The organism is Ruoffia halotolerans (assembly GCF_014049385.1).
In the GTDB taxonomy this organism is placed as follows: Bacteria; Bacillota; Bacilli; order Lactobacillales; family Aerococcaceae; genus Ruoffia; species Ruoffia halotolerans.
This window is the reverse complement of sequence record NZ_JACAOA010000018.1, coordinates 1-18829: the sequence shown is the minus strand read 5'-3', so window position 1 is coordinate 18829 and position 18829 is coordinate 1. Positions and strand designations below refer to the sequence as shown.

General features: G+C 35.4%; 15 protein-coding genes and 1 other annotated feature. Of the genes, 8 read left to right on the top strand and 7 right to left on the bottom strand.

Annotation, left to right across the window (positions count from 1 at the left end; translation table 11 throughout):
* Positions 1-32 precede the first annotated feature (32 nt).
* Positions 33-1286 (bottom strand): peptidase T, encoded by a 1254-nt coding sequence (gene pepT / locus HW423_RS07335; RefSeq protein ID WP_218931286.1) that lies wholly within the window; start codon positions 1284-1286, stop codon positions 33-35.
* Between the two features lie 164 nt (positions 1287-1450).
* Positions 1451-1682, top strand: a binding site (T-box leader).
* Between the two features lie 489 nt (positions 1683-2171).
* Here pepT and HW423_RS07330 point away from each other — a divergent pair.
* From HW423_RS07330 to HW423_RS07310, 5 genes are all read left to right on the top strand, one after another.
* Positions 2172-2432 (top strand): hypothetical protein, encoded by a 261-nt coding sequence (locus tag HW423_RS07330; protein WP_218931285.1) that lies wholly within the window; start codon positions 2172-2174, stop codon positions 2430-2432.
* Between the two features lie 93 nt (positions 2433-2525).
* Positions 2526-3467, top strand: coding sequence for an ABC transporter permease (locus HW423_RS07325; RefSeq protein WP_218931284.1), 942 nt, complete (start codon positions 2526-2528; stop codon positions 3465-3467).
* The gene (gene opp3C, locus HW423_RS07320; RefSeq protein WP_218931283.1) at positions 3468-4541 is read left to right on the top strand and encodes an oligopeptide ABC transporter permease; all 1074 of its coding nucleotides are present in this window, start codon (positions 3468-3470) and stop codon (positions 4539-4541) included.
* A gap of 8 nt (positions 4542-4549) precedes the next feature.
* Positions 4550-5599, top strand: a complete 1050-nt coding sequence (locus tag HW423_RS07315; RefSeq protein ID WP_235956390.1) for an ABC transporter ATP-binding protein — start codon at positions 4550-4552, stop codon at positions 5597-5599.
* On the top strand, positions 5596-6501 hold the full coding sequence (locus HW423_RS07310; RefSeq protein WP_138405226.1) for an ABC transporter ATP-binding protein: 906 nt from the start codon (positions 5596-5598) through the stop codon (positions 6499-6501). Before HW423_RS07315 ends, HW423_RS07310 begins: the two co-directional genes overlap by 4 nt.
* A gap of 111 nt (positions 6502-6612) precedes the next feature.
* Here HW423_RS07310 and HW423_RS07305 read toward each other — a convergent pair whose 3' ends face one another.
* The 6 genes from HW423_RS07305 to HW423_RS11425 form a co-directional block, all read right to left on the bottom strand.
* Positions 6613-8343, bottom strand: coding sequence for a DUF1002 domain-containing protein (locus HW423_RS07305; RefSeq protein ID WP_218931282.1), 1731 nt, complete (start codon positions 8341-8343; stop codon positions 6613-6615).
* Positions 8344-8516: 173 nt separating this feature from the next.
* Positions 8517-8855: a nuclear transport factor 2 family protein gene (locus HW423_RS07300; protein ID WP_218931281.1), complete on the bottom strand. Its 339-nt coding sequence runs from the start codon at positions 8853-8855 to the stop codon at positions 8517-8519.
* Between the two features lie 2 nt (positions 8856-8857).
* Positions 8858-9277, bottom strand: coding sequence for a nucleoside 2-deoxyribosyltransferase (locus HW423_RS07295; protein WP_218931280.1), 420 nt, complete (start codon positions 9275-9277; stop codon positions 8858-8860).
* A gap of 134 nt (positions 9278-9411) precedes the next feature.
* Entirely contained in the window at positions 9412-10401 is a 990-nt protein-coding gene (gene dcm, locus HW423_RS07290; protein ID WP_218931279.1) for a DNA cytosine methyltransferase, read from the bottom strand.
* Between the two features lie 101 nt (positions 10402-10502).
* Positions 10503-11726: a DNA cytosine methyltransferase gene (gene dcm, locus HW423_RS07285; RefSeq protein WP_218931278.1), complete on the bottom strand. Its 1224-nt coding sequence runs from the start codon at positions 11724-11726 to the stop codon at positions 10503-10505.
* A gap of 90 nt (positions 11727-11816) precedes the next feature.
* On the bottom strand, positions 11817-12995 hold the full coding sequence (locus HW423_RS11425; RefSeq protein WP_218931277.1) for a phospholipase D-like domain-containing protein: 1179 nt from the start codon (positions 12993-12995) through the stop codon (positions 11817-11819).
* Positions 12996-13237: 242 nt separating this feature from the next.
* On the opposite strand from HW423_RS11425, the gene HW423_RS07275 reads away from it, so the two are divergent.
* The 3 genes from HW423_RS07275 to HW423_RS07265 all read left to right on the top strand — a co-directional run.
* Positions 13238-16042, top strand: a complete 2805-nt coding sequence (locus HW423_RS07275) for a Z1 domain-containing protein (RefSeq protein ID WP_218931276.1) — start codon at positions 13238-13240, stop codon at positions 16040-16042.
* The gene (locus tag HW423_RS07270) at positions 16039-18063 is read left to right on the top strand and encodes a hypothetical protein (RefSeq protein WP_218931275.1); all 2025 of its coding nucleotides are present in this window, start codon (positions 16039-16041) and stop codon (positions 18061-18063) included. The genes HW423_RS07275 and HW423_RS07270 overlap by 4 nt, the downstream gene beginning before the upstream one ends.
* Positions 18063-18829, top strand: a 767-nt coding sequence (locus HW423_RS07265) for a hypothetical protein (protein ID WP_218931274.1), incomplete at its 3' end; no start/stop codon positions are given. The genes HW423_RS07270 and HW423_RS07265, both read left to right, overlap by 1 nt.

Here is an 18829-nt window from a genome sequence, read left to right as displayed (position 1 = left end):
CTTAGCGCTCTTTGTTCGACCTTTTTTCTTGTTTAGATGTGATAAACCACTGGTTGATCTTGGACGAGTTCAATTATAGATAGTATGACATCACTCGCTAATTTCATTCTTTCCACGGTAACAAATTCGTATTGCCCATGAGAATTCTCAGACCCTTTAAATAAATTAGGTGTCGCAATGCCTTTAAAAGCGAGATGACTCCCGTCTGTTCCACCACGCATAGGGTTAATTCTCGGTGTGACACCAACTGCTGCGTAAGCTTGCTTCGCTAAATCAAATGATCTTGAATCATTTTTTATTATATTTCCCATATTTGCATATTGATTTGTAATCACACATGAAATTCTTGGATAAGCATAAGTAGCGTTTTGTTCATCGACCCATTCCTTAATTTGTGCTTTTCGCTCTTCGAACTTATCAAAGTCATGATCGCGAATATTATAAATCGCAGTCACTGAGTTTAAGTCCCCAGTTTGACCACCTAACATATAGTATCCTTCATAACCACTAGTAGTTTCAGGAGTTTCATTCGCTGGGATTTTTTGGTAAAACTTCGCTGCTTCCGCTAATGGATTTACCATGACATCTTTAGCTGCTCCTGGGTGAACACTCGTACCAGTAAAAGTTAAAACCGCTTGCGCCGCATTAAATGTTTCATAATCGAGTTGGCCAGTTCGTCCTCCATCAACGGTATAAGCAAATTCAACGGGCCATTTTTCTGCAATGAAGCGACTTGCACCAATCCCAATCTCCTCATCCGGTCCAAATGCTACCCAAATATCTCCATGAGGAATCTCAGGATTCTCGATAAGATGTTTCATTACCTCAACAATTGATGCCATCCCTGCTTTACAATCCGCTCCTAATAAAGTTGTCCCATCCGTTGTCACTAATGTTTCCCCAACATAATCTTTTAAATTAGGAAATTCTTTGACGGTCATCACAATATCTAACTCTTTGTTTAACACAACATCTTTCCCATCATAATTGTAATGAACTTGTGGGTTTACATTCTCAGATGGGAAGTCAGCTGTATCTATGTGAGCCATAAAACCAATCGCTGGAATATCTTCGTCTGGTTGGTTGCTAGATACCTTAGCTGTGACGAAACCATCACGTTCATCATAGAATACCTCTTCTAGCCCTAATAAATTCAATTCGTTCTCAAGCTTCAAAGCAAATTCGACTTGTTCTGGTGATGAAGGGATCATATGTTTATTGGCTGGGTTACTTCGTGTATTAAACCGAGCGTATCGGATAAATCGTTCAAGTATTGTTGAGTACATCATAGTCCTTCTTTCTTTTCGTAATATAATTAAGATGTATTATAAAAGAACAAATATAAATTTCAACTTTTATTAAAAACAAATGAATAAAATAAAAAAGAAGCAAAAGCAGAACTATTGACTAACGCTTTTATAATTAGTACTATATCATTAATATTCCATGAGAAAATGCAATGAAGAGACGAGTCATTTACTTAATTAACTTTATTAGAGAGTCTGACTGGTGAAAACAGATAGTTAAAGGTGAATGAAGATGAACTTGGAGCATTCGAATGATTCAACTTAAATCGACGGTTGCGCCCGATAACGCGCAAAGTATTCATTGATACTTATTGAGCGATTACTTGTGAAAGTAATTCGGAACCTGGGTGGTAACACGATAAATTCGTCCCTTCTGTTAGAACATTTCTGACAGAAGGGCCTTTTTTTCATCGAAAGAGGGGATGGCATTGGATGAAAAGACACTGGAAATTATACTTGAGTACCAGGCTGATTACTTTCCAAAGTTATTTTTAGCGACTCGCTTCTTGCCTGTGAAGAGGTTGGATCGGTGTAAACTTGGAATGGACTTTTGTAAAAAATGATAATTATTGGGACGCTGAGAATGTATACCTTGATGTTGCTCACATATCTGTGATAAAAGAAATCAGAACTGGGGTTGATTGATTCAAAGCTAGTGAACAGGACGTGATATTCTTCATACCCTTCCAAAAGCAAAGTTTGGTTACTTAGGTTTCAATACAGCTCGTGAAAACACGGGCAACATTGCTTTAAGACGTGCGATTTCTCGAGCCTTCGATAAAGAACATTATAATTAATCGGATTGGAATACTGCCAAAGAAGAACTAGAATTTGATACAATAGACTTAGAACTACTTGTCTCTGATGTTGACCTGTCGAGAAGAACTTATTTGCTCAGCTAAATATGACATCGTAAATGACTTAGATGGCCGTTGGGAAACTTTAATTGAAGCTGAAACACTAAGTATTAAAGAAGAAGCAGCTGTAGCTCCGATTTACCAAAGAGACAATCCTTTCTGGCTTGCCCCAGAAGTAAAAGGCTTGAAAGTGTTACCTTTTGGTCGAAGTTATGATTTACTCAAGTATATATTTCTGCTCAGTAGTTCAACGGACTTACGTTGCTAGTTATTAAGATGTTGCTAGTGTAGTCAATTGTCAAATTGTATCATGATCGTATACCGATTCATGACACAGTTATATAATAGAAAGAGGTTTAGAATGACACAATATTTTCGTTATATTTTACGAAGAGTTGCATTAATGGCAGTTACATTATTTATTATTATTTCTGTAACTTTTTTATTGGTGCAATTTTTACCAGGGTCACCTTTTGCCAACGAAGAATTATTAACTGAGACTCAACTTGCCTTATTATATGAAAAGTATGGATTAAACGAACCCATTCATATTCAATACTTTAATTATATAAGAAATGTACTCAAAGGAGACTTTGGTGTTTCCTTCCAGTTCAATAATATCCCTGTGACACAAATTCTTGCAGATAGAGCCGGACCTTCGATTCAATTAGGACTCCAAGCGATGGTGCTTGGAACAACTGTGGGAACCATTCTTGGAATTATCGCAGCAGTTAAACAAAACACTTGGATTGATACATTAACTTCAACGATTGCTATTGGCGGACGATCCGTTCCAAACTTTGTCTTTGCTGTATTACTTCAATTCATCTTTGCCGTCGACTTAGAATGGCTACCGATTGCTTTTTGGCGAGATGGCTTCTTATCCAGCATCCTGCCGACGATTGCTTTAGCAATCTCACCGACGGCTGAAGCTGCCCGGTTCATTCGTACGGAGATGATTGAAGTGCTTAATAGCGATTATATTGAACTCGCCAAAGCCAAAGGCTTTTCAAGAATATATATTATCAGTAAACACGCGTTAAGAAATGCAATTATTCCTTTATTAACTATCTTAGGACCGGTAACTGCTAGTTTAATGACTGGATCACTCGTTATTGAGAATATCTTCTCCATTCCTGGAATTGGAGAACAGTTCACAAAGTCGATTCTAGTGAACGATTATCCAACTATTATGGGTGTGACAATCATGTATTCAGTTATTCTTGTTGTCATTATCCTCATTGTAGATATTCTTTACGGATTGATCGATCCTAAGATGCGTGTTACACAAGGAGGTAAGTAAATGTCACATACAGAGATTCCTAATACAAACTATAATCAAAAAATTGTAGAACACACAAAAGATATAGACGACTCACTATTTACAACTAAAGTTCAATTAGAATCTGATCGAAATGAGGAAATTGTCGCTCCTACACTAAACTTCCTCCAAGATTCTTGGCGTCGTCTCAAAAAGAATAAAGGCGCGATGATATCATTCTTTGTTATTTCTTTGATTATCATTATCGCTGTGTTTGCACCCTTCTTTGCGCCACATGATCCAAATGCGCAAAACCCTGCATGGTCAAATCTACCACCAAAAATTCCTGGTTTAGAAGGGTTTAGTTGGTTCAATGGAACGTCTGTAAACCGTGGGGGTACATTAATTGATAGTTATGACCAATCTGGTGTACCTGAAGGAGTTTATTATTATCTTGGAACTGACAGTTTAGGTCGAGACCTATTGTCTCGCATCATCTTCGGAACACGGATATCATTAATAGTTGCCTTCGCAGCAGCGCTAATAAACTTAATATTCGGAATTGCATACGGTATGATTTCTGGATGGATGGGCGGACGCGTGGATAACCTCATGCAACGAGTGCTTGAAATTCTATCCGGTGTTCCTAACTTAGTTATTGTCGTACTCATGCTTTTAGTTATGAATCCCGGTTTGGTTTCGATTATTATTACCATTGCTTTAACCAGTTGGATTACGATGTCTCGGGTTGTGCGAGCTCAAACAATTCGACTCAAGCAACAGGAATATGTCTTAGCTGCACAAGTGTTAGGTCAACCCACTATTAAAATTATGTTCAAACATATCTTACCAAATATGATGGGCTTGATTATCGTACAAGTCATGTTTGCCTTACCGTCAGCAATATTCTTTGAAGCCTTTTTAAGCTTCATTGGTATCGGAATTCCAGCTCCTAACGCATCCCTTGGAACTCTTATTAATGACGGTTACAAAACATTCCGATTCTTACCTCATCTCATGTGGTATCCAGCAGCAGTGATTTCGATTATTATGCTTTCATTTAACCTTTTAGCTGATGGTTTAAGAGATGCATTCGATCCGAAAATGAAAGAATAGGTGATATTTTGAAGGAAGAAGTATTAACAGTAAAAGACTTAGCCATTAGTTTCCAAACTTTTTCTGGGAAATTACAAGCAATCAGAGGCTTGTCTTTTAATCTTTATCAAGGAGAAACCTTAGCCATTGTTGGTGAATCGGGATCAGGTAAGACTGTAACGGCTCGCTCAATTATAGGACTATTAAGCAAAAATTCGATGATTGAAAGTGGCCAAGTTATCTTCAAAAATAATGACTTATTAAAGTATACAAACAAGCAAATGGAAGCGATTCGTGGAAATCAAATTGCGATGATTTTCCAAGATCCTATGACCGCTTTGAATCCAACACTTTCAATCGGAAGACAAATTACAGAAGTGCTTGAGAAGAAAAGAAAGATGAGCCGCAAAGATGCGGTGGATGAAGCGATCAATCTCTTAGATTTATGTGGTTTAGCCAATCCTAAAGAACGAATGAAGCAATATCCACATGAGTTTTCTGGAGGACAGAGACAAAGAATCGTTATAGCAATTGCCCTTGCGGGAGACCCTGAGATATTAATCGCAGATGAACCCACCACAGCACTCGATGTAACCATTCAAGCTCAAATTATTGAACTACTTAAAAAAATTCAAAAAGAGAAACAAATGACTATTATCTTTATTACACATGACTTAGGTGTCGTCGCCAATGTGGCTGACCGAGTTGCCGTAATGTATGCAGGTAAGATTGTTGAAATTGGATCGGTCGATGATATTTACTATCATCCGCAGCACCCTTATACTTGGGGCTTATTAAGCTCAATGCCAACCCCAGATTCAAAAGGAAGCTTGTATGCCATACCTGGAACACCTCCGGACTTATTAAATCCACCTGAAGGAGATGCTTTTGCCTTTCGGAATGAATACTCATTGGCCATTGATTTTGTTAAACAACCACCCTTATTCGAAGTAAGACAGGGACATTACGCTGCAACTTGGCTTTTACATCCAAAGGCGCCAGCAATTACAGTGCCAGAGCCCATTCAAAAACGCTATGAACACTTTGAATTGAAACTAAAGAGAGGGGAGATTCAATGACAGACAAGCCAATAAAGAAACAACCTCTTGTTCAGATTAAACAGTTAAAACAATACTATAATGAAGGTACTCGTAATGAAGTCAAAGCGGTCGACGGTGTCAGCTTTGATATCTACCGCGGTGAAACATTTGGTTTAGTTGGTGAATCAGGCAGTGGTAAATCAACAATTGGGCGTGCCATCGTTAATTTATATCAACCAACTGATGGGGATATTATCTTTGACGGTAAGTCATGGACCGAAAGACAATCCACTCAAAGTAAATTAGCCTTCAATAAAGAAGTTCAGATGATCTTCCAAGACCCTTACGCATCACTTAACCCGCGTATGAAGGTTAACGATATTATTGCGGAAGGCTTGGATGTACACAATCTAGTAGGAAACAAGAAGGAACGGGCTGAACGTGTCTATGAATTACTTGAGGCCGTAGGTTTAAACAAAGACCATGCTACGCGATATCCTTATGAGTTCTCTGGCGGACAGCGTCAAAGAATTGGTATTGCTCGGGCGTTAGCCGTTGAACCAACCTTCATCGTCTGTGATGAACCGATTTCTGCTTTAGACGTTTCAATCCAAGCACAAATTATTAACTTGCTAGAGGAGTTACAAGTCAAACATAACTTAACTTACTTATTCATTGCCCATGATTTATCAATGGTAAAGTACTTTAGTGACCGAATCGGTATGATGTACCAAGGAAAAATTGTTGAAGTCGCGGACGCTGATACTTTGTATGATCATCCGAAGCATCCTTATACACAAAGTTTGCTATCAGCCATCCCATTACCAGATCCAGATTATGAAAAAGAACGTCATCGAATTATTTATAAACCAGATGAAGCGTTCTATAATCCTGAGAATCAATTAATTGAGACAGAGCCTAATCATTGGGTGTATCAGTGATTTGAAGGTTTAATATCGTATAAAATTAAAACCATCCCGCTAAATTCACGTAACATGAATTTAGCGGGATAGTTTTATATATCATAATTAAAGTTAGATGCTCTAATTGCTTTATTCCACTACCTCATCAATCACTGCAGTATATAAAGCAAAGTCTTCATCCGAGACATCACCACCCATTTGAAGTAATATATCTCCTTTTGAATAAGTATGAGAATATAACATAGCTGCTTCTTTCCCTAAATCATCATACACAGCCTTTATAGTTTGAAGATCATTTTCATCTCTCACTAAAAATAATCTACCATAATTGAATTGTTCAATGCTTCCATCTTCGTTCTCAAAAATAAACTCAGCAAATTGTGCTCCAAAACTAACAGCTTCTTCAGCTAGTAATGGCGCAATTCCATAATCATTACGCGTCATAATTTTAGGTTCCATAACATTAAGTCCCGCATCATAAAATGCTTGAAGAATTTCTACAAGTTCTTCATTCTCCACACTTTCTGCAAACTCACTCGATACTCCGTTTTCTACATCGGCAGCTTGATCTTCTGGGGTTGAAGGCTCGCTTCCATCTAGCGGTATTACAACCGGAGGTTTCCCATAGGATCTCATGTCCATTAGTTCTAGCTCCATATCCTCTAAGTTTGCTGTCCCATTAAATCCAAAGCTCTGTTTAACATCCGCTTGGCGATTGGATGAAACCGCCGTCTGAAAATCATCGTTTAAATAATAATCATCTGCTTTTTGACCGTTAACATACAATGCAAAATCATATCCAGCATGAGTTTCCGTTTCTCCTGTATTCATCACTGAATAATGAACTGTGAATACATTATCAAAATTTTCTGAGAGAAATTCATTTCTTTCATCTGTTAAATACATATCGGTAATTTCGACTTGAATTTCACCATGGTTATAAACTTGGTTAATTGATTCGTATTGTCTCATTGCTTCTTCTAGGGCTGCCCTTGTGTCAGGGTTTTTAGATACTGATGATTTAGAAAAAGCAACACCGTGATCTAGTAGTAAAGATTGTACATTTTCGCTATATTGATAATTGTAATCAGCTAGAATTTCGCTAAGTATTTCATTAACTTCTTGTAAAGTTAATGCTTCCTTACCTTCTACTGCATGAACAATAGCCAAATTGTAGCGAGTAACTAACTGGGACACTTCTCTTTCCGACATATTTGTTTCACTTAATAATACTTCTTCTATTTGGATAAGGTTCTCAGCGGTTTGAATATCTTCTGCATCTAAACGATAACCAGCTTGATCAAATATTTCATATACACCACCTAAAGCACCTTCACCTGTTACTGCGATAACAGATGCAATTTTTATATCTGCATTCGTTGCTCCTGCCGTAATTGCAGCATTTTGATAAGCTGATTCAGACACCACGGTGATATTTTCTGGAGTTAGTATTTCAACATTAACTCCCGAACCACTTTCTGGCATATCGACCATTACACTTGAGTAAACATCTGTTGATTCATTTGAACCGTCACTGATAAGTTCATTTAAAGTAACACCATCAATTTTTATTAAGTTAGATTGATCATTACTCTCCATTCCAAAGAGTGCTAATAGCTGTCTAATCTGCTCATCTGAATTTGAATTACCTACAGCAACTCTTTTCTCCAATTGCGCTACATTTGTTCCTTCTACCGGATCACCTTCACCATCACTCTGTGTTTCTTCAAGTTGATTACGTAACTCTTCTAACTCTGCTTCTTTCTGAGCAATTTCACTTTCAATATCCTCTTGTGCATACACACCAACAACATTTGATAACACCAACATGCTACTTAAGACGAGAAACATTTTTTTCATCAGTGCACCTCTTTTTGATTTATATAACAAGAATGTTTATAAATTAATTTTATCATATATTCAAATTTAGTACATATATATTCTGAATATAATTAGAGTGTTATTAGTAGTTTGTTTTTAAATTCCAATAAAAAAGGATTGATAACAATGTAGCTTTGTTACCAACCCTATTCTTAAATCGACACACAATATGATTCTATCTCAATCAACTGATTCTCTTCATCAAAAGTATACAGATCACATGCATCAATTCGCGACACAGCGCCATTATTATCAATGATAGCTGAACCTGTTATAATCACTTGATTCCCACTCTCAATGAGCTTAAACACGGTAAAATACGTCTTAATTGAATCGAAGTAAGCTCGAGTTTCCTTACATCTTGCTATAACAGCTTCTCTACCTTGCGTTTTACTTTCGCCAACGACATGCCACTTAATATCTTCAGAAAGATAGGAATAAGCTGACTCAAATTCACCTAATGAAAAATCCCGTGCAATTTTGTCTATCATTGTTATTCTTCCTTCCCTAATTGTGCTTCAAGAATTCCAATAGCATCTTTAATCTCTTCGTAATAATAAATACTATCAAAATAATCTGTCCCAGCGATCATCGCAGACAATTGACTCTGATTTGTTCGATGTATAATTATAACTGGTTTGCCAATATGTTCAGCGTAAGCCAACTCATATCCGACTCCCAAACTAGGGTTAGTCGTCTCAGCCACCATAACATCCCACTCTTCAATCCACTGAATATCGCGGTCACGAATGGCTTTATCGGTCCGTTCAACTTCCCCAGAGGCAATTATACTATCGTCCCCAATATGTTCGGTTAACACCTCGTGGTTATTAGACAAATAAGCAATCAATTGCTTGTAAATAGAAATATCCGCCCTACCTCCACGAATAGATGCTGCAAAATACACTTTCATGACTGTAACCTCCCTAGGTTTTTCATCGTTATTGTAGCATTAATAGGTTATGACACAAGAAGAAAACCACTGATAAATGCTTTATTTACAGCATTTATCAGTGGTTGATTTTATATCTGAATTTGACTTACCTTTTATACAAATAATTCTAATTGTACACTTTCAGCCATTATTCCATCTAAAGCATCAACAATATTCTCTGCAATTCTTTGAATAACAGGTACAACAACAGAATTTCCTGCTTGTTTATAAAGTTGAGATATAGCTATATCCTCAGGGAGCTGAAAATCACGAGGGAACCCTTGTGTATTAAAGCATTCTCTAGGAGTTAATTTGCGAATACCATAATCACTTAGAATTAATGGCACATTATTGCCACCTGTTCCCATATTAGCCGTCAAAGTTGGAACTACGCCACTCTTATTCTCACGGACATACTTACGACGCCATTGATAAATTGTATCTTGAGAGGTAATTCCTTCGGCTAATGCTAGATAGTAGGCATGTTTATCAGCTGTGTAGTAAAAGGAATCATCGATTTTTCCATTAAAATCAATGATATCTGTTAATGGTGTTGTCAATTCTATACTTTGGGGGAAAGAAAAATTTTGATAATCCTCCTTGTTATCAAATCCCACAATATAAATTCTTTCTCTATTCTGGGGGATATTGCCGTATTCTTTAGCATTCATTACTTTATATTTAACATAGTATCCATGATAACTTAGTGCTTCCATTATTACTTTGAACGTATTCCCATGATCATGAGTAACTAAATTTTTTACATTCTCTAAGAAAACGACTCTAGGTTGCTTTTCCTTAATTATTCGGAGAGTTTCAAAGAATAAGTCGCCTCTTTCATCTTCAAACCCTTTTCGATAACCAGCGATTGAGAAGGCTTGGCATGGAAATCCAGAAAGTAAGACATCAAAATCTGGCAATTCACTTGCATCTAAATTATGAATATCATCCACAATTATTTGATTATTAAAGTTTAAAGAATAAGTCTTTGCGGCATGCATATCAAACTCATTTGCTAAAATTGTTTCAAACTTTCCAGTTTGTTCAAACCCAAGATCAATACCTCCAACACCCGAGAATAAAGAAACCACCTTATATGTCATTGTTCTTCCTCCAAGATAAAATAATATATTTATATTATAGCGAACATATGTTCGCTTTTCAAGGATGATGGTAGCAAAAAAAGCCCATTAACTGGGCTAATCTAGTCTAGGTCAACTATAGAATAAAATGCCATAGCTTTTCCTTGTTTAACAATGTTTCTATAATCTGTGTTGTCAATCACTGGGAACCAATCTGGTTTGTTTTTTAACATGTCATTGACTTCATTCATGTCTTTCGCATAACCGAATATATAGCTCTCTCCTGAATTTTTTGTTTTAAAGTCAGTATAAATCACGGCATATTTAACATCTTCATTCAAGCTTTGATGGCTTAAATGATCATGTTTACTCAATGCTTCTGAAATTTTATCAGCAATTCGACGTATAACTGGAACAACGACACTGTTACCTGCTTGTTTATACAAATGTGAAACTGCAAGCTCAGGTAATTCATAATTAGCTGGGTAACCTTGAGCATTAAATGTTTCTCTAGGCGTAAGTTTACGGATACCTGAGTCAGTATAAATAATAGGTACATTATGTCCACCCGTTCCCATGTTTGCTGTTAGGGTCGGAACCACACCTGATTTGTTTTCACGAACATATTGTCTTCGCCATTGATAAACAGATTCATATGAATCAACTTCTTCTTCAAGTTTATCGTAAAAAGGTTGCTTACCTTCTCTATAGTAATACTTCTCATCTTTTTCAGAGGCGTAATCGATAATATCTTGAAGCGTCGTTGATAATTTAATTGCTTCTGGAAATTCGAACGTATCATAAGCAGCTTTATTATCGAACCCAACAATATATATCCGCTCACGATTTTGCGGTATATTACCATAATCTTTACCGTTTAGGACACTCCATTTTATATAATAACCATTTGCTACTAACGATTCACGAATTACTTTAAAGGTATTTCCATGATCATGAGTAACCATATTTTTCACATTCTCAATAAATATTGCTTTCGGTTGCTTTTCTTTAATCATACGAAGTAACTCAAAAAATAAATCTCCTCGTTCATCTTCAAAGCCTTTTCGGTAACCCGCAATACTAAAAGCTTGGCATGGGAAGCCTCCTGTAATAATATCCACTTCAGGTATCTCATCTGCTTCGACTTCATGAATATCTCTTTCATCTAGTGATGTATTCGGAAAGTTTGTTCGATAAGTCACTTGTGCTTTTTTATCAAACTCATTAGCATATACGGCCCTGAACTCGCCGGTTTGTTCAAAACCAAGCTCAATTCCACCAACCCCAGCAAAGAATGACGCAATTGTATGTTTGCTTTTTATTGTAGAACTTACAGATTCTTGCATTTGCTCTCTCCTTTATAATTTGTTTTCGAAGCTATTATTATATCATTATGAGACGTGATTTGCAGCCAGAAATTATTCTGACCTTAAATTTTATGCGTTTTCTTCTTTAAATTCAGTATATGAGCCAGTTTCCATGAAGTCTAATAGATAATAATCTTCTGCTTTCTTTGTTAATTTAACACTATCGATGCCTATTTCATTTAAGGTGCTCATGTTAACCAGATGATTTGGTACAATCTTCAAGACGTCTCTTAATATCCATCTTCCTAAATCTTTATTTGGATCCGACATCAGTGCCTTGCCTCCGGATTGTGCTACTTTACACTTCATGACATCACCGTTAGGTAACTCCACTTGAAAGGTTGGGGAATCTTTTGCACTCTCCCCTTTTACTTTCCTTTGTTTCGCGTATGCAAAAAATGTATCAAACGTTTCATGAATCCATGCTGGAATAGGTATGTACACTTCATCAGGATGACGCACTCTCCCTTGAGCATTCCATTGATTTAATCCAGAACGCTGTGGTACATCTCCACGATTTGGCGAATATAAAGGTAAAACAATATAGTTTTCTTTCGATTCTGAAATAAGTCTTGAATCAGCAATCTTAACTTGCATAGACTTTAGTAATTCAAATGGATTTTCTAAGATGTCTACATCAAAAGTTACAATTTTATTTTGTTCTTGAGTATAAAATCGTTTAAGAAGTGTATTTTTAGATAATGAATAGGAATATTCGTTGTATTTGTCAGTAAATCGAATAGTATTTTTATTTTGTTTCTTTTGTATGCGAATAGAATTTATGTCCACTAAATCTAAAGGTGTTTCAAACACATTCATCTTGCCTGGCTCTCTAGTAATTAAGTGATAAACCGAATCAGTTGCATCTGTAATATTTTGAGTTACTTCGATTCGTTTATTTCTAAGTTCAGCTATCATATAAACAATCTCTTCATGACTTTTGAGTTTACGAATCTTATCACTATCACCATTAAACTCTGCGACCTTTTGATACGTCCGTCCATTATTTTGCAAGAATGTTTTTAAGCCAATACCAACTCTGTCTTTTATTGCATCATAAGACACGTCACCACGTGATAAGTTTTTGGCATCAAATGAAGCACAAAATAAATTCTCATGTGCCCGATAATAAAGATAAGGTGAATTGCTATCAGAAAAAAGGTTTGATAGTGAACCTAAAATTTTCAACATCTCAATATACTCTTCTTTTTGACTTTCAGATTGATCATTCCAAAATAATTCTGACACTCCAATCACTCCCTTTAAATTATGGCGTACTATTATAAAAATATTCTGTTTTAATTGCATTAAATTTTATACTTTTCCTAATATTATCGTATTAAATTCACTTAGTCGACTATTAGATATTTTGATGGAAAATATATTTAAAAAAAGACAGTATTAATGCTATTAAACCTAATTTATTCCCTTCTATTCAGTCAAACATTTGTTATAATATAGACACTATTATAATAACTAGGAGCGTTTATATGAGCATAAACTTTGGCGACAAAAAATTTAATATTTATAGAAATTATATCGAAGAACGCAGAACGGATTATGAAACAAGTTGGGACTCACTTTCAGATTTCGATTTCTATACACGTAAGGATATTGGTTCAGAAGCATTTGAAGAGTTTAAGTTTCAAATGCTTAAACCGAATGATACAGATATTGATTATTCAACTTGGCAGCAACTTGTTAAATATATGAAAAGTGATTCTAAAAGTAAAAAAACAACTTTATTATCTAAAAATAGTAAAAATGATGCAATATTATCAGACGATCCATATTCTCAATGGAAACAATATGAGAGAAAACTTGTCAGCAAAGGGTTTTCAGCTGAATCCATTGCAAATATTAAAGATGATGCCTTCAACATAGTCCAACAATTAAGTATGGACACACGCGAAAGCGGTGCAATTAAAGGGCTAACGATCGGTGATGTACAATCGGGAAAAACAGCTAATATGGCGGCAGTTATGTCTATAGCTGCTGATAACGGATTTAATTTTTTTATTATTCTATCAGGAGTGATCGAAAATTTACGTATCCAAACAGCTAACAGGTTATATGGTGATTTAGACTCAAATAAAGGTGCAGCTTGGTGGGATTGGACTAATATTGATAATCCAAAAGTTTCAGATAGAAGTGCACCGAATAATTGGAATAATATTAACTTACAGGAACATAGCAAAAAGAAATATTTCGTTGTTTCATTGAAAAATAAATCTAGACTAGATAATTTGGCAAAGTGGCTTTATTCGGATCCAAATAAATTAAAACAGTTAAAAATACTCATTATCGATGATGAAGCTGATCAAGCGAGTATTAATACAAAAAAACTAGAAGATGAAGAAAGAAGTACTATTAATAAAAAAGTTCTCGATTTAGTAAATGGTTTTAACGGAAAGCAAGCCCTTGCAGTCAACTATATATCTTATACTGGTACGCCTTATGCAAATGTATTAAATGAAATTGGGGATTATTCGTTATTCCCTAAAGATTTTATCTATACCTTAACACCTTCAAGCGACTATCTTGGTGCTGATAAAATGTTTGGTTTAGCAGAACCAGAGACAGGTCCTTCCTTACCCATCATTAGAACAATCAGTGATACAGATAAAGAATTAATAAAATCTCTGCATAAAGGGGATACTAACTATTTGCCGCCTAGTTTTCAAAAAGCGATTGATTGGTTCGTGTTGGTTTCTGCAATGCAAAGGCACTTACGTTTTACGAAACCCGTATCAATGTTAGTTCATACAAGTTTAAAAATTGCTGATCAAGAAAAAGTGGCTTCTTTAATTCGTGCATATTTAGAGAGCATGCGTGAGAATCGTGAAGAGTACTTTGATAAATTAAAAGAATTATTTGAACATGAATCGACTGAATTTACTAAAGAGGATTTCTCTGAAGCAGTCACATCTTACTCAAGTAAGGAGTTCATCAATGACTATCCTAAATGGGAGGATATTTTAATCCAACTTAAAGGCCTAATCAACTCAAATAACGAAAATTATGTTGATCATATAGGTTTAAAAGATGATGAGGCTTTAGAGTATCATAAAGGATTCCATCTTGTTATAGATAACAGTCAGACTCGCGTTGAGAACCAACATGTTCGACTAGTTTATCCTGAAAGGAGACTTAGCTTTGCTCCACTGTTCATTGTAGTCGGCGGGAATACTCTTTCTAGAGGTTTAACCTTAGAAGGACTTGTTAGCTCTTACTTTATCCGTCAAACAAAGCAAGCTGATACTTTATATCAAATGGGAAGATGGTTTGGTTACCGTCCTACATATGAATTATTCCCTCGAGTTTGGATGGATAGTGAGACTAAAAGACGATTTGAATTCATTACTCAATTAAATTCTGAACTTATTGAAGATATTCAAGATATGAGTGCTAAAACTTACTTACCATATGAAGCTGGAGTCAAAATTAAAAATTCACCTAATAATAATTTTTTAAGAATTACTTCAAGTAATAAAATGCAATCAGCAGAATTATCTGATATTGATTTTTCTGGTTTTAATCGTCAAACAATCCTATTTAAAAACGAGCTATCAGTTTTAGAAAATAATTTGACAGTGACAGAAAAATTTTTGAACTCTCTTACTGATGAATTTGACTTATCTAGAAATAAAATGATTTGGCGTGATGTTGAATATGATTTTGTTAAAAAGTACTTAGAATCAATGATTTTTAGTGATAAAGATACTGCCTTTTCAAATATTAAAGCTTTTCTAGATTGGTACGATGATACTCGCGAAGAGAATGGTTACGCTAATTGGAATATTATACTTTCTTCGAAAGGAAATATCCCGAAAGTATCGGATAATCAGTCAGGTTGGGATATTCATGGTTATAACCCACCGAACATCCAACGTTCGCGATTAGGTCAAGCACAAAATGATGGAAAAACAGTATCAATTGGTGCGTTACGGACACCTTCTGATTTAATCAGCGATATCGAACAATTAAATTCGGAAGATATGAAAAAGAGCCCTTCTGGTAGAGAAGCACAACAACTTAGAGCTAAACATGGACTGGGTAACGTGCCACAATTAGTGATCTATCGAATTGACAAAGGAAAGCAAACTGAAGAAGAATTTAGGAAAGCTCGAAGTACTTCAAGTAATAGATATCCTTTAAACTTCGAAAAAGATTTAATCGGAATCAATCTCATGATTCCAGGTGCACGAAAAAATAAAAATCTTGCAAGAAAACTTAAAATTGTTGTTCCGATTAATGAGGATGATGGCGATTCCCATAAGGAGGATGAAGAATGAAAATTGAAATTGCACGTATAGATGACAGAATGGCGCCTTCTGGAAAAGCTATATTACGGTCTTTGCAGAATGATTCGCTACCAATAGTCGATTTAGTTGTTCGTGAATCATTCCAAAATAGCCTTGATGCCACTTTACCTAAGAATGATCAAACAAATATTGACGTAACCATTGACAAAATCGCAACAAATAAAATTGCTCATCATTTTGACTCTATCGATACTCGACTTAAGCAATTATTTCCAAGAGAGTCAACTATTGTAGCTATTAGAGATAGTAATACGTCCGGTTTAACGGGAAAGTTTAACACGGATGATAAAGATGAACTTAATAACAGTAATATATATAAGTTAATTTACGGTCTAAATATGAATCAAGACAAAGTAGATGCTGGTGGATCATGGGGTCTAGGAAAAACTAGTTTCTTCAGAATGGGCAGTGGCATTGTCATATACTACTCACGCGTTAAGCATAATAATAAATACGAGGAACGATTAGCGGCCTGTCTTATTGAAGACTCTGATAAATCAGATGCAATTATGCCTAATAACGACAGAGGGATTGCTTGGTGGGGCGAGAAAGAATCTTCAGATATCTATGCTAAAACATTACCGATTACAGACTCTCAGTTTATCTCTGATTTTATTAGCTCATTAGGGGTTAAATCGTACAGTGGGGATAAAACAGGGACAACTATAATTGTGCCTTTCATAAATGATTCAAAAATAACTATGGAAGACAATTCAAAAAATGATTTCCCTTGGGAAACTGATATTGAAGAATCTATTATACAGGCTATTCAAAGATGGTATTTTCCAAGAATTTATAACCGCCATTATAGTGAGTTTACTAATAATTCTATATTAGTTCCTTCAGTTAATGGACGTACCATTCGACCCGAAAATTTCAGTTTGACTTTTAGTTGGTTTCAATCATTGTATTCATACGCTATACAATTAGACTCAACTGAGAGTCCTAAACCACATAAAAGAATTCAAGCAAAGGCGATTCATTTAGCCTCTACTGGGATGTCGAATAATAAGATTCCGATTGGTTATCTAGCCTATGTGCAATTAAGTATCGATGACTTAAAGGCGTATAAAAATAGTGGATTTATCTCCCCTATTAATTATATTGGTAACGCGACTTTTAAAGACGGTAGCCCTTATGGAGCAAATATTCTTGCTTATATGAGAAAGCCAGGGATGGTAGTTGAATATGTTGTCAACGACAATGAATGGATGAAGGGTTTATCCCTTGAAGAAAATTCATATGTTTTTGCTGTCTTTGTACCTAATAGTGATGGTAATTTGCATAAGAAATACTTGAATTATTATTCTACCCTTGAAAGCTATCTTCGAGATACTGAGAATGCAGACCATGCAACTTGGATTGATAAAATCATTGATAGTGGGCGAGTGACTATTGTCAATCGAATAAAAAGATCAGTTGCTAAAGAATTATCAACAGATTTAAATAATACTGAAGCTAAGGCTTCTAGGCGTACATCAGCTTTAAGTAGACACTTCGGTAATATGTTCCTACCTATGTCTAACTTTGGTAAATCTGCTACAATTCAGCAAAAGCCTCAAAGAAAAAAGAAAAAAGACACATTGGCACCGAATTCGCTCATCAATGTCACTGATATTGGGTTTGTTTCTGAGAATTTACGTTCAGTATCATTTAACGCGACCTTGCAAGCAGATACAAAGAGCACGCTATTCTTTACTGTTCTCACGACAGATAAGGTATATAACCAAGAAAGTTGGAATAAAACTTTTGAAGGTTCGCTTCCTTTTCCGTTTATTATTAATAAAGTTAAATTAACAAAAATCGCTAATAAAAAAGTAAACAATGTTACAGATACATCGCATAAAAAATCAGCTAGTTTCGAAATACCAAATCCAAATAAAGAAAAATTAGTTATCGAAGGAACGATTGAAATCGAGATACATGATTTATCTATGGCTCCTAGCTTGTCGATGAATACCGAACATATCAAAAAAGAAGGTGATGACTAATGAGTTCAAAATTTCTTTTATACAAACTGCTTGATGAAAACTTAATGAAAGAAGCAGGCATTTACCTCTCGCTTCCAAGGCTGTCATATGCCGATGTCTTAAATGATGAAAAAACCATAGAGTTAGACGATTCATATTCCTACAAAATCAATGAATATGATAGTATTTGGTCACCTACCGAAAATGAACTACAACTTACACAATCAATTTCAATCAAACACCCGTCTAAATTATTTGGTCTAGAGGGTGTAACCGCTCAAGAAAACACCTTAGCGATTGCTGTAAAAATACATTCTCGAACATCAAACTTTACTGAGAATCTTATTCTTAAAAAATTCGGTATGAAAGATTCAAATATTGAGATTGATTTTGAAGAAGTTTTCGAACCAAATTCATTACGAGGTACTATCTTTTTTGAATATTATTTAATCGTTCATGAACTACATAACACTTCCCTTTTCCAAGCTGATGAAATCGGGATGCAGCTTAGCTCAGAACCACTTCTAGCATATTCTGTCTCTGTAGATGGAGATGGTTCAGAATTCCCTATCGAAGAGTTCCATGATCCCGAAAGTGGCTTATGGAGAATCTGGATGGATTGGGTTGATGTATATTCAGACTCATTTGACTCTTCAAATATCAGAATCTTAATTAATAGCGCGCATCCATTATATGATCGCCTTTATACTAATACGAATAAAATGAATCAGTATACATTAAATAATATTATTGTCTCATCTATTATACTTGTTATTCAAAAAGCAAT

Bases quoted from the DNA above. Each gene is read 5' to 3' on its own strand.
- pepT (WP_218931286.1), bottom strand. From the start codon at position 1,286: ATGTACTCAACAATACTTGAACGATTTATCCGATACGCTCGGTTTAAT.
- HW423_RS07330 (WP_218931285.1), top strand. From the start codon at position 2,172: ATGTTGACCTGTCGAGAAGAACTTATTTGCTCAGCTAAATATGACATC.
- HW423_RS07325 (WP_218931284.1), top strand. From the start codon at position 2,526: ATGACACAATATTTTCGTTATATTTTACGAAGAGTTGCATTAATGGCA.
- opp3C (WP_218931283.1), top strand. From the start codon at position 3,468: ATGTCACATACAGAGATTCCTAATACAAACTATAATCAAAAAATTGTA.
- HW423_RS07310 (WP_138405226.1), top strand. From the start codon at position 5,596: ATGACAGACAAGCCAATAAAGAAACAACCTCTTGTTCAGATTAAACAG.
- HW423_RS07305 (WP_218931282.1), bottom strand. From the start codon at position 8,343: ATGAAAAAAATGTTTCTCGTCTTAAGTAGCATGTTGGTGTTATCAAAT.
- HW423_RS07300 (WP_218931281.1), bottom strand. From the start codon at position 8,855: ATGATAGACAAAATTGCACGGGATTTTTCATTAGGTGAATTTGAGTCA.
- HW423_RS07295 (WP_218931280.1), bottom strand. From the start codon at position 9,277: ATGAAAGTGTATTTTGCAGCATCTATTCGTGGAGGTAGGGCGGATATT.
- dcm (WP_218931279.1), bottom strand. From the start codon at position 10,401: ATGACATATAAGGTGGTTTCTTTATTCTCGGGTGTTGGAGGTATTGAT.
- dcm (WP_218931278.1), bottom strand. From the start codon at position 11,726: ATGCAAGAATCTGTAAGTTCTACAATAAAAAGCAAACATACAATTGCG.
- HW423_RS07275 (WP_218931276.1), top strand. From the start codon at position 13,238: ATGAGCATAAACTTTGGCGACAAAAAATTTAATATTTATAGAAATTAT.
- HW423_RS07270 (WP_218931275.1), top strand. From the start codon at position 16,039: ATGAAAATTGAAATTGCACGTATAGATGACAGAATGGCGCCTTCTGGA.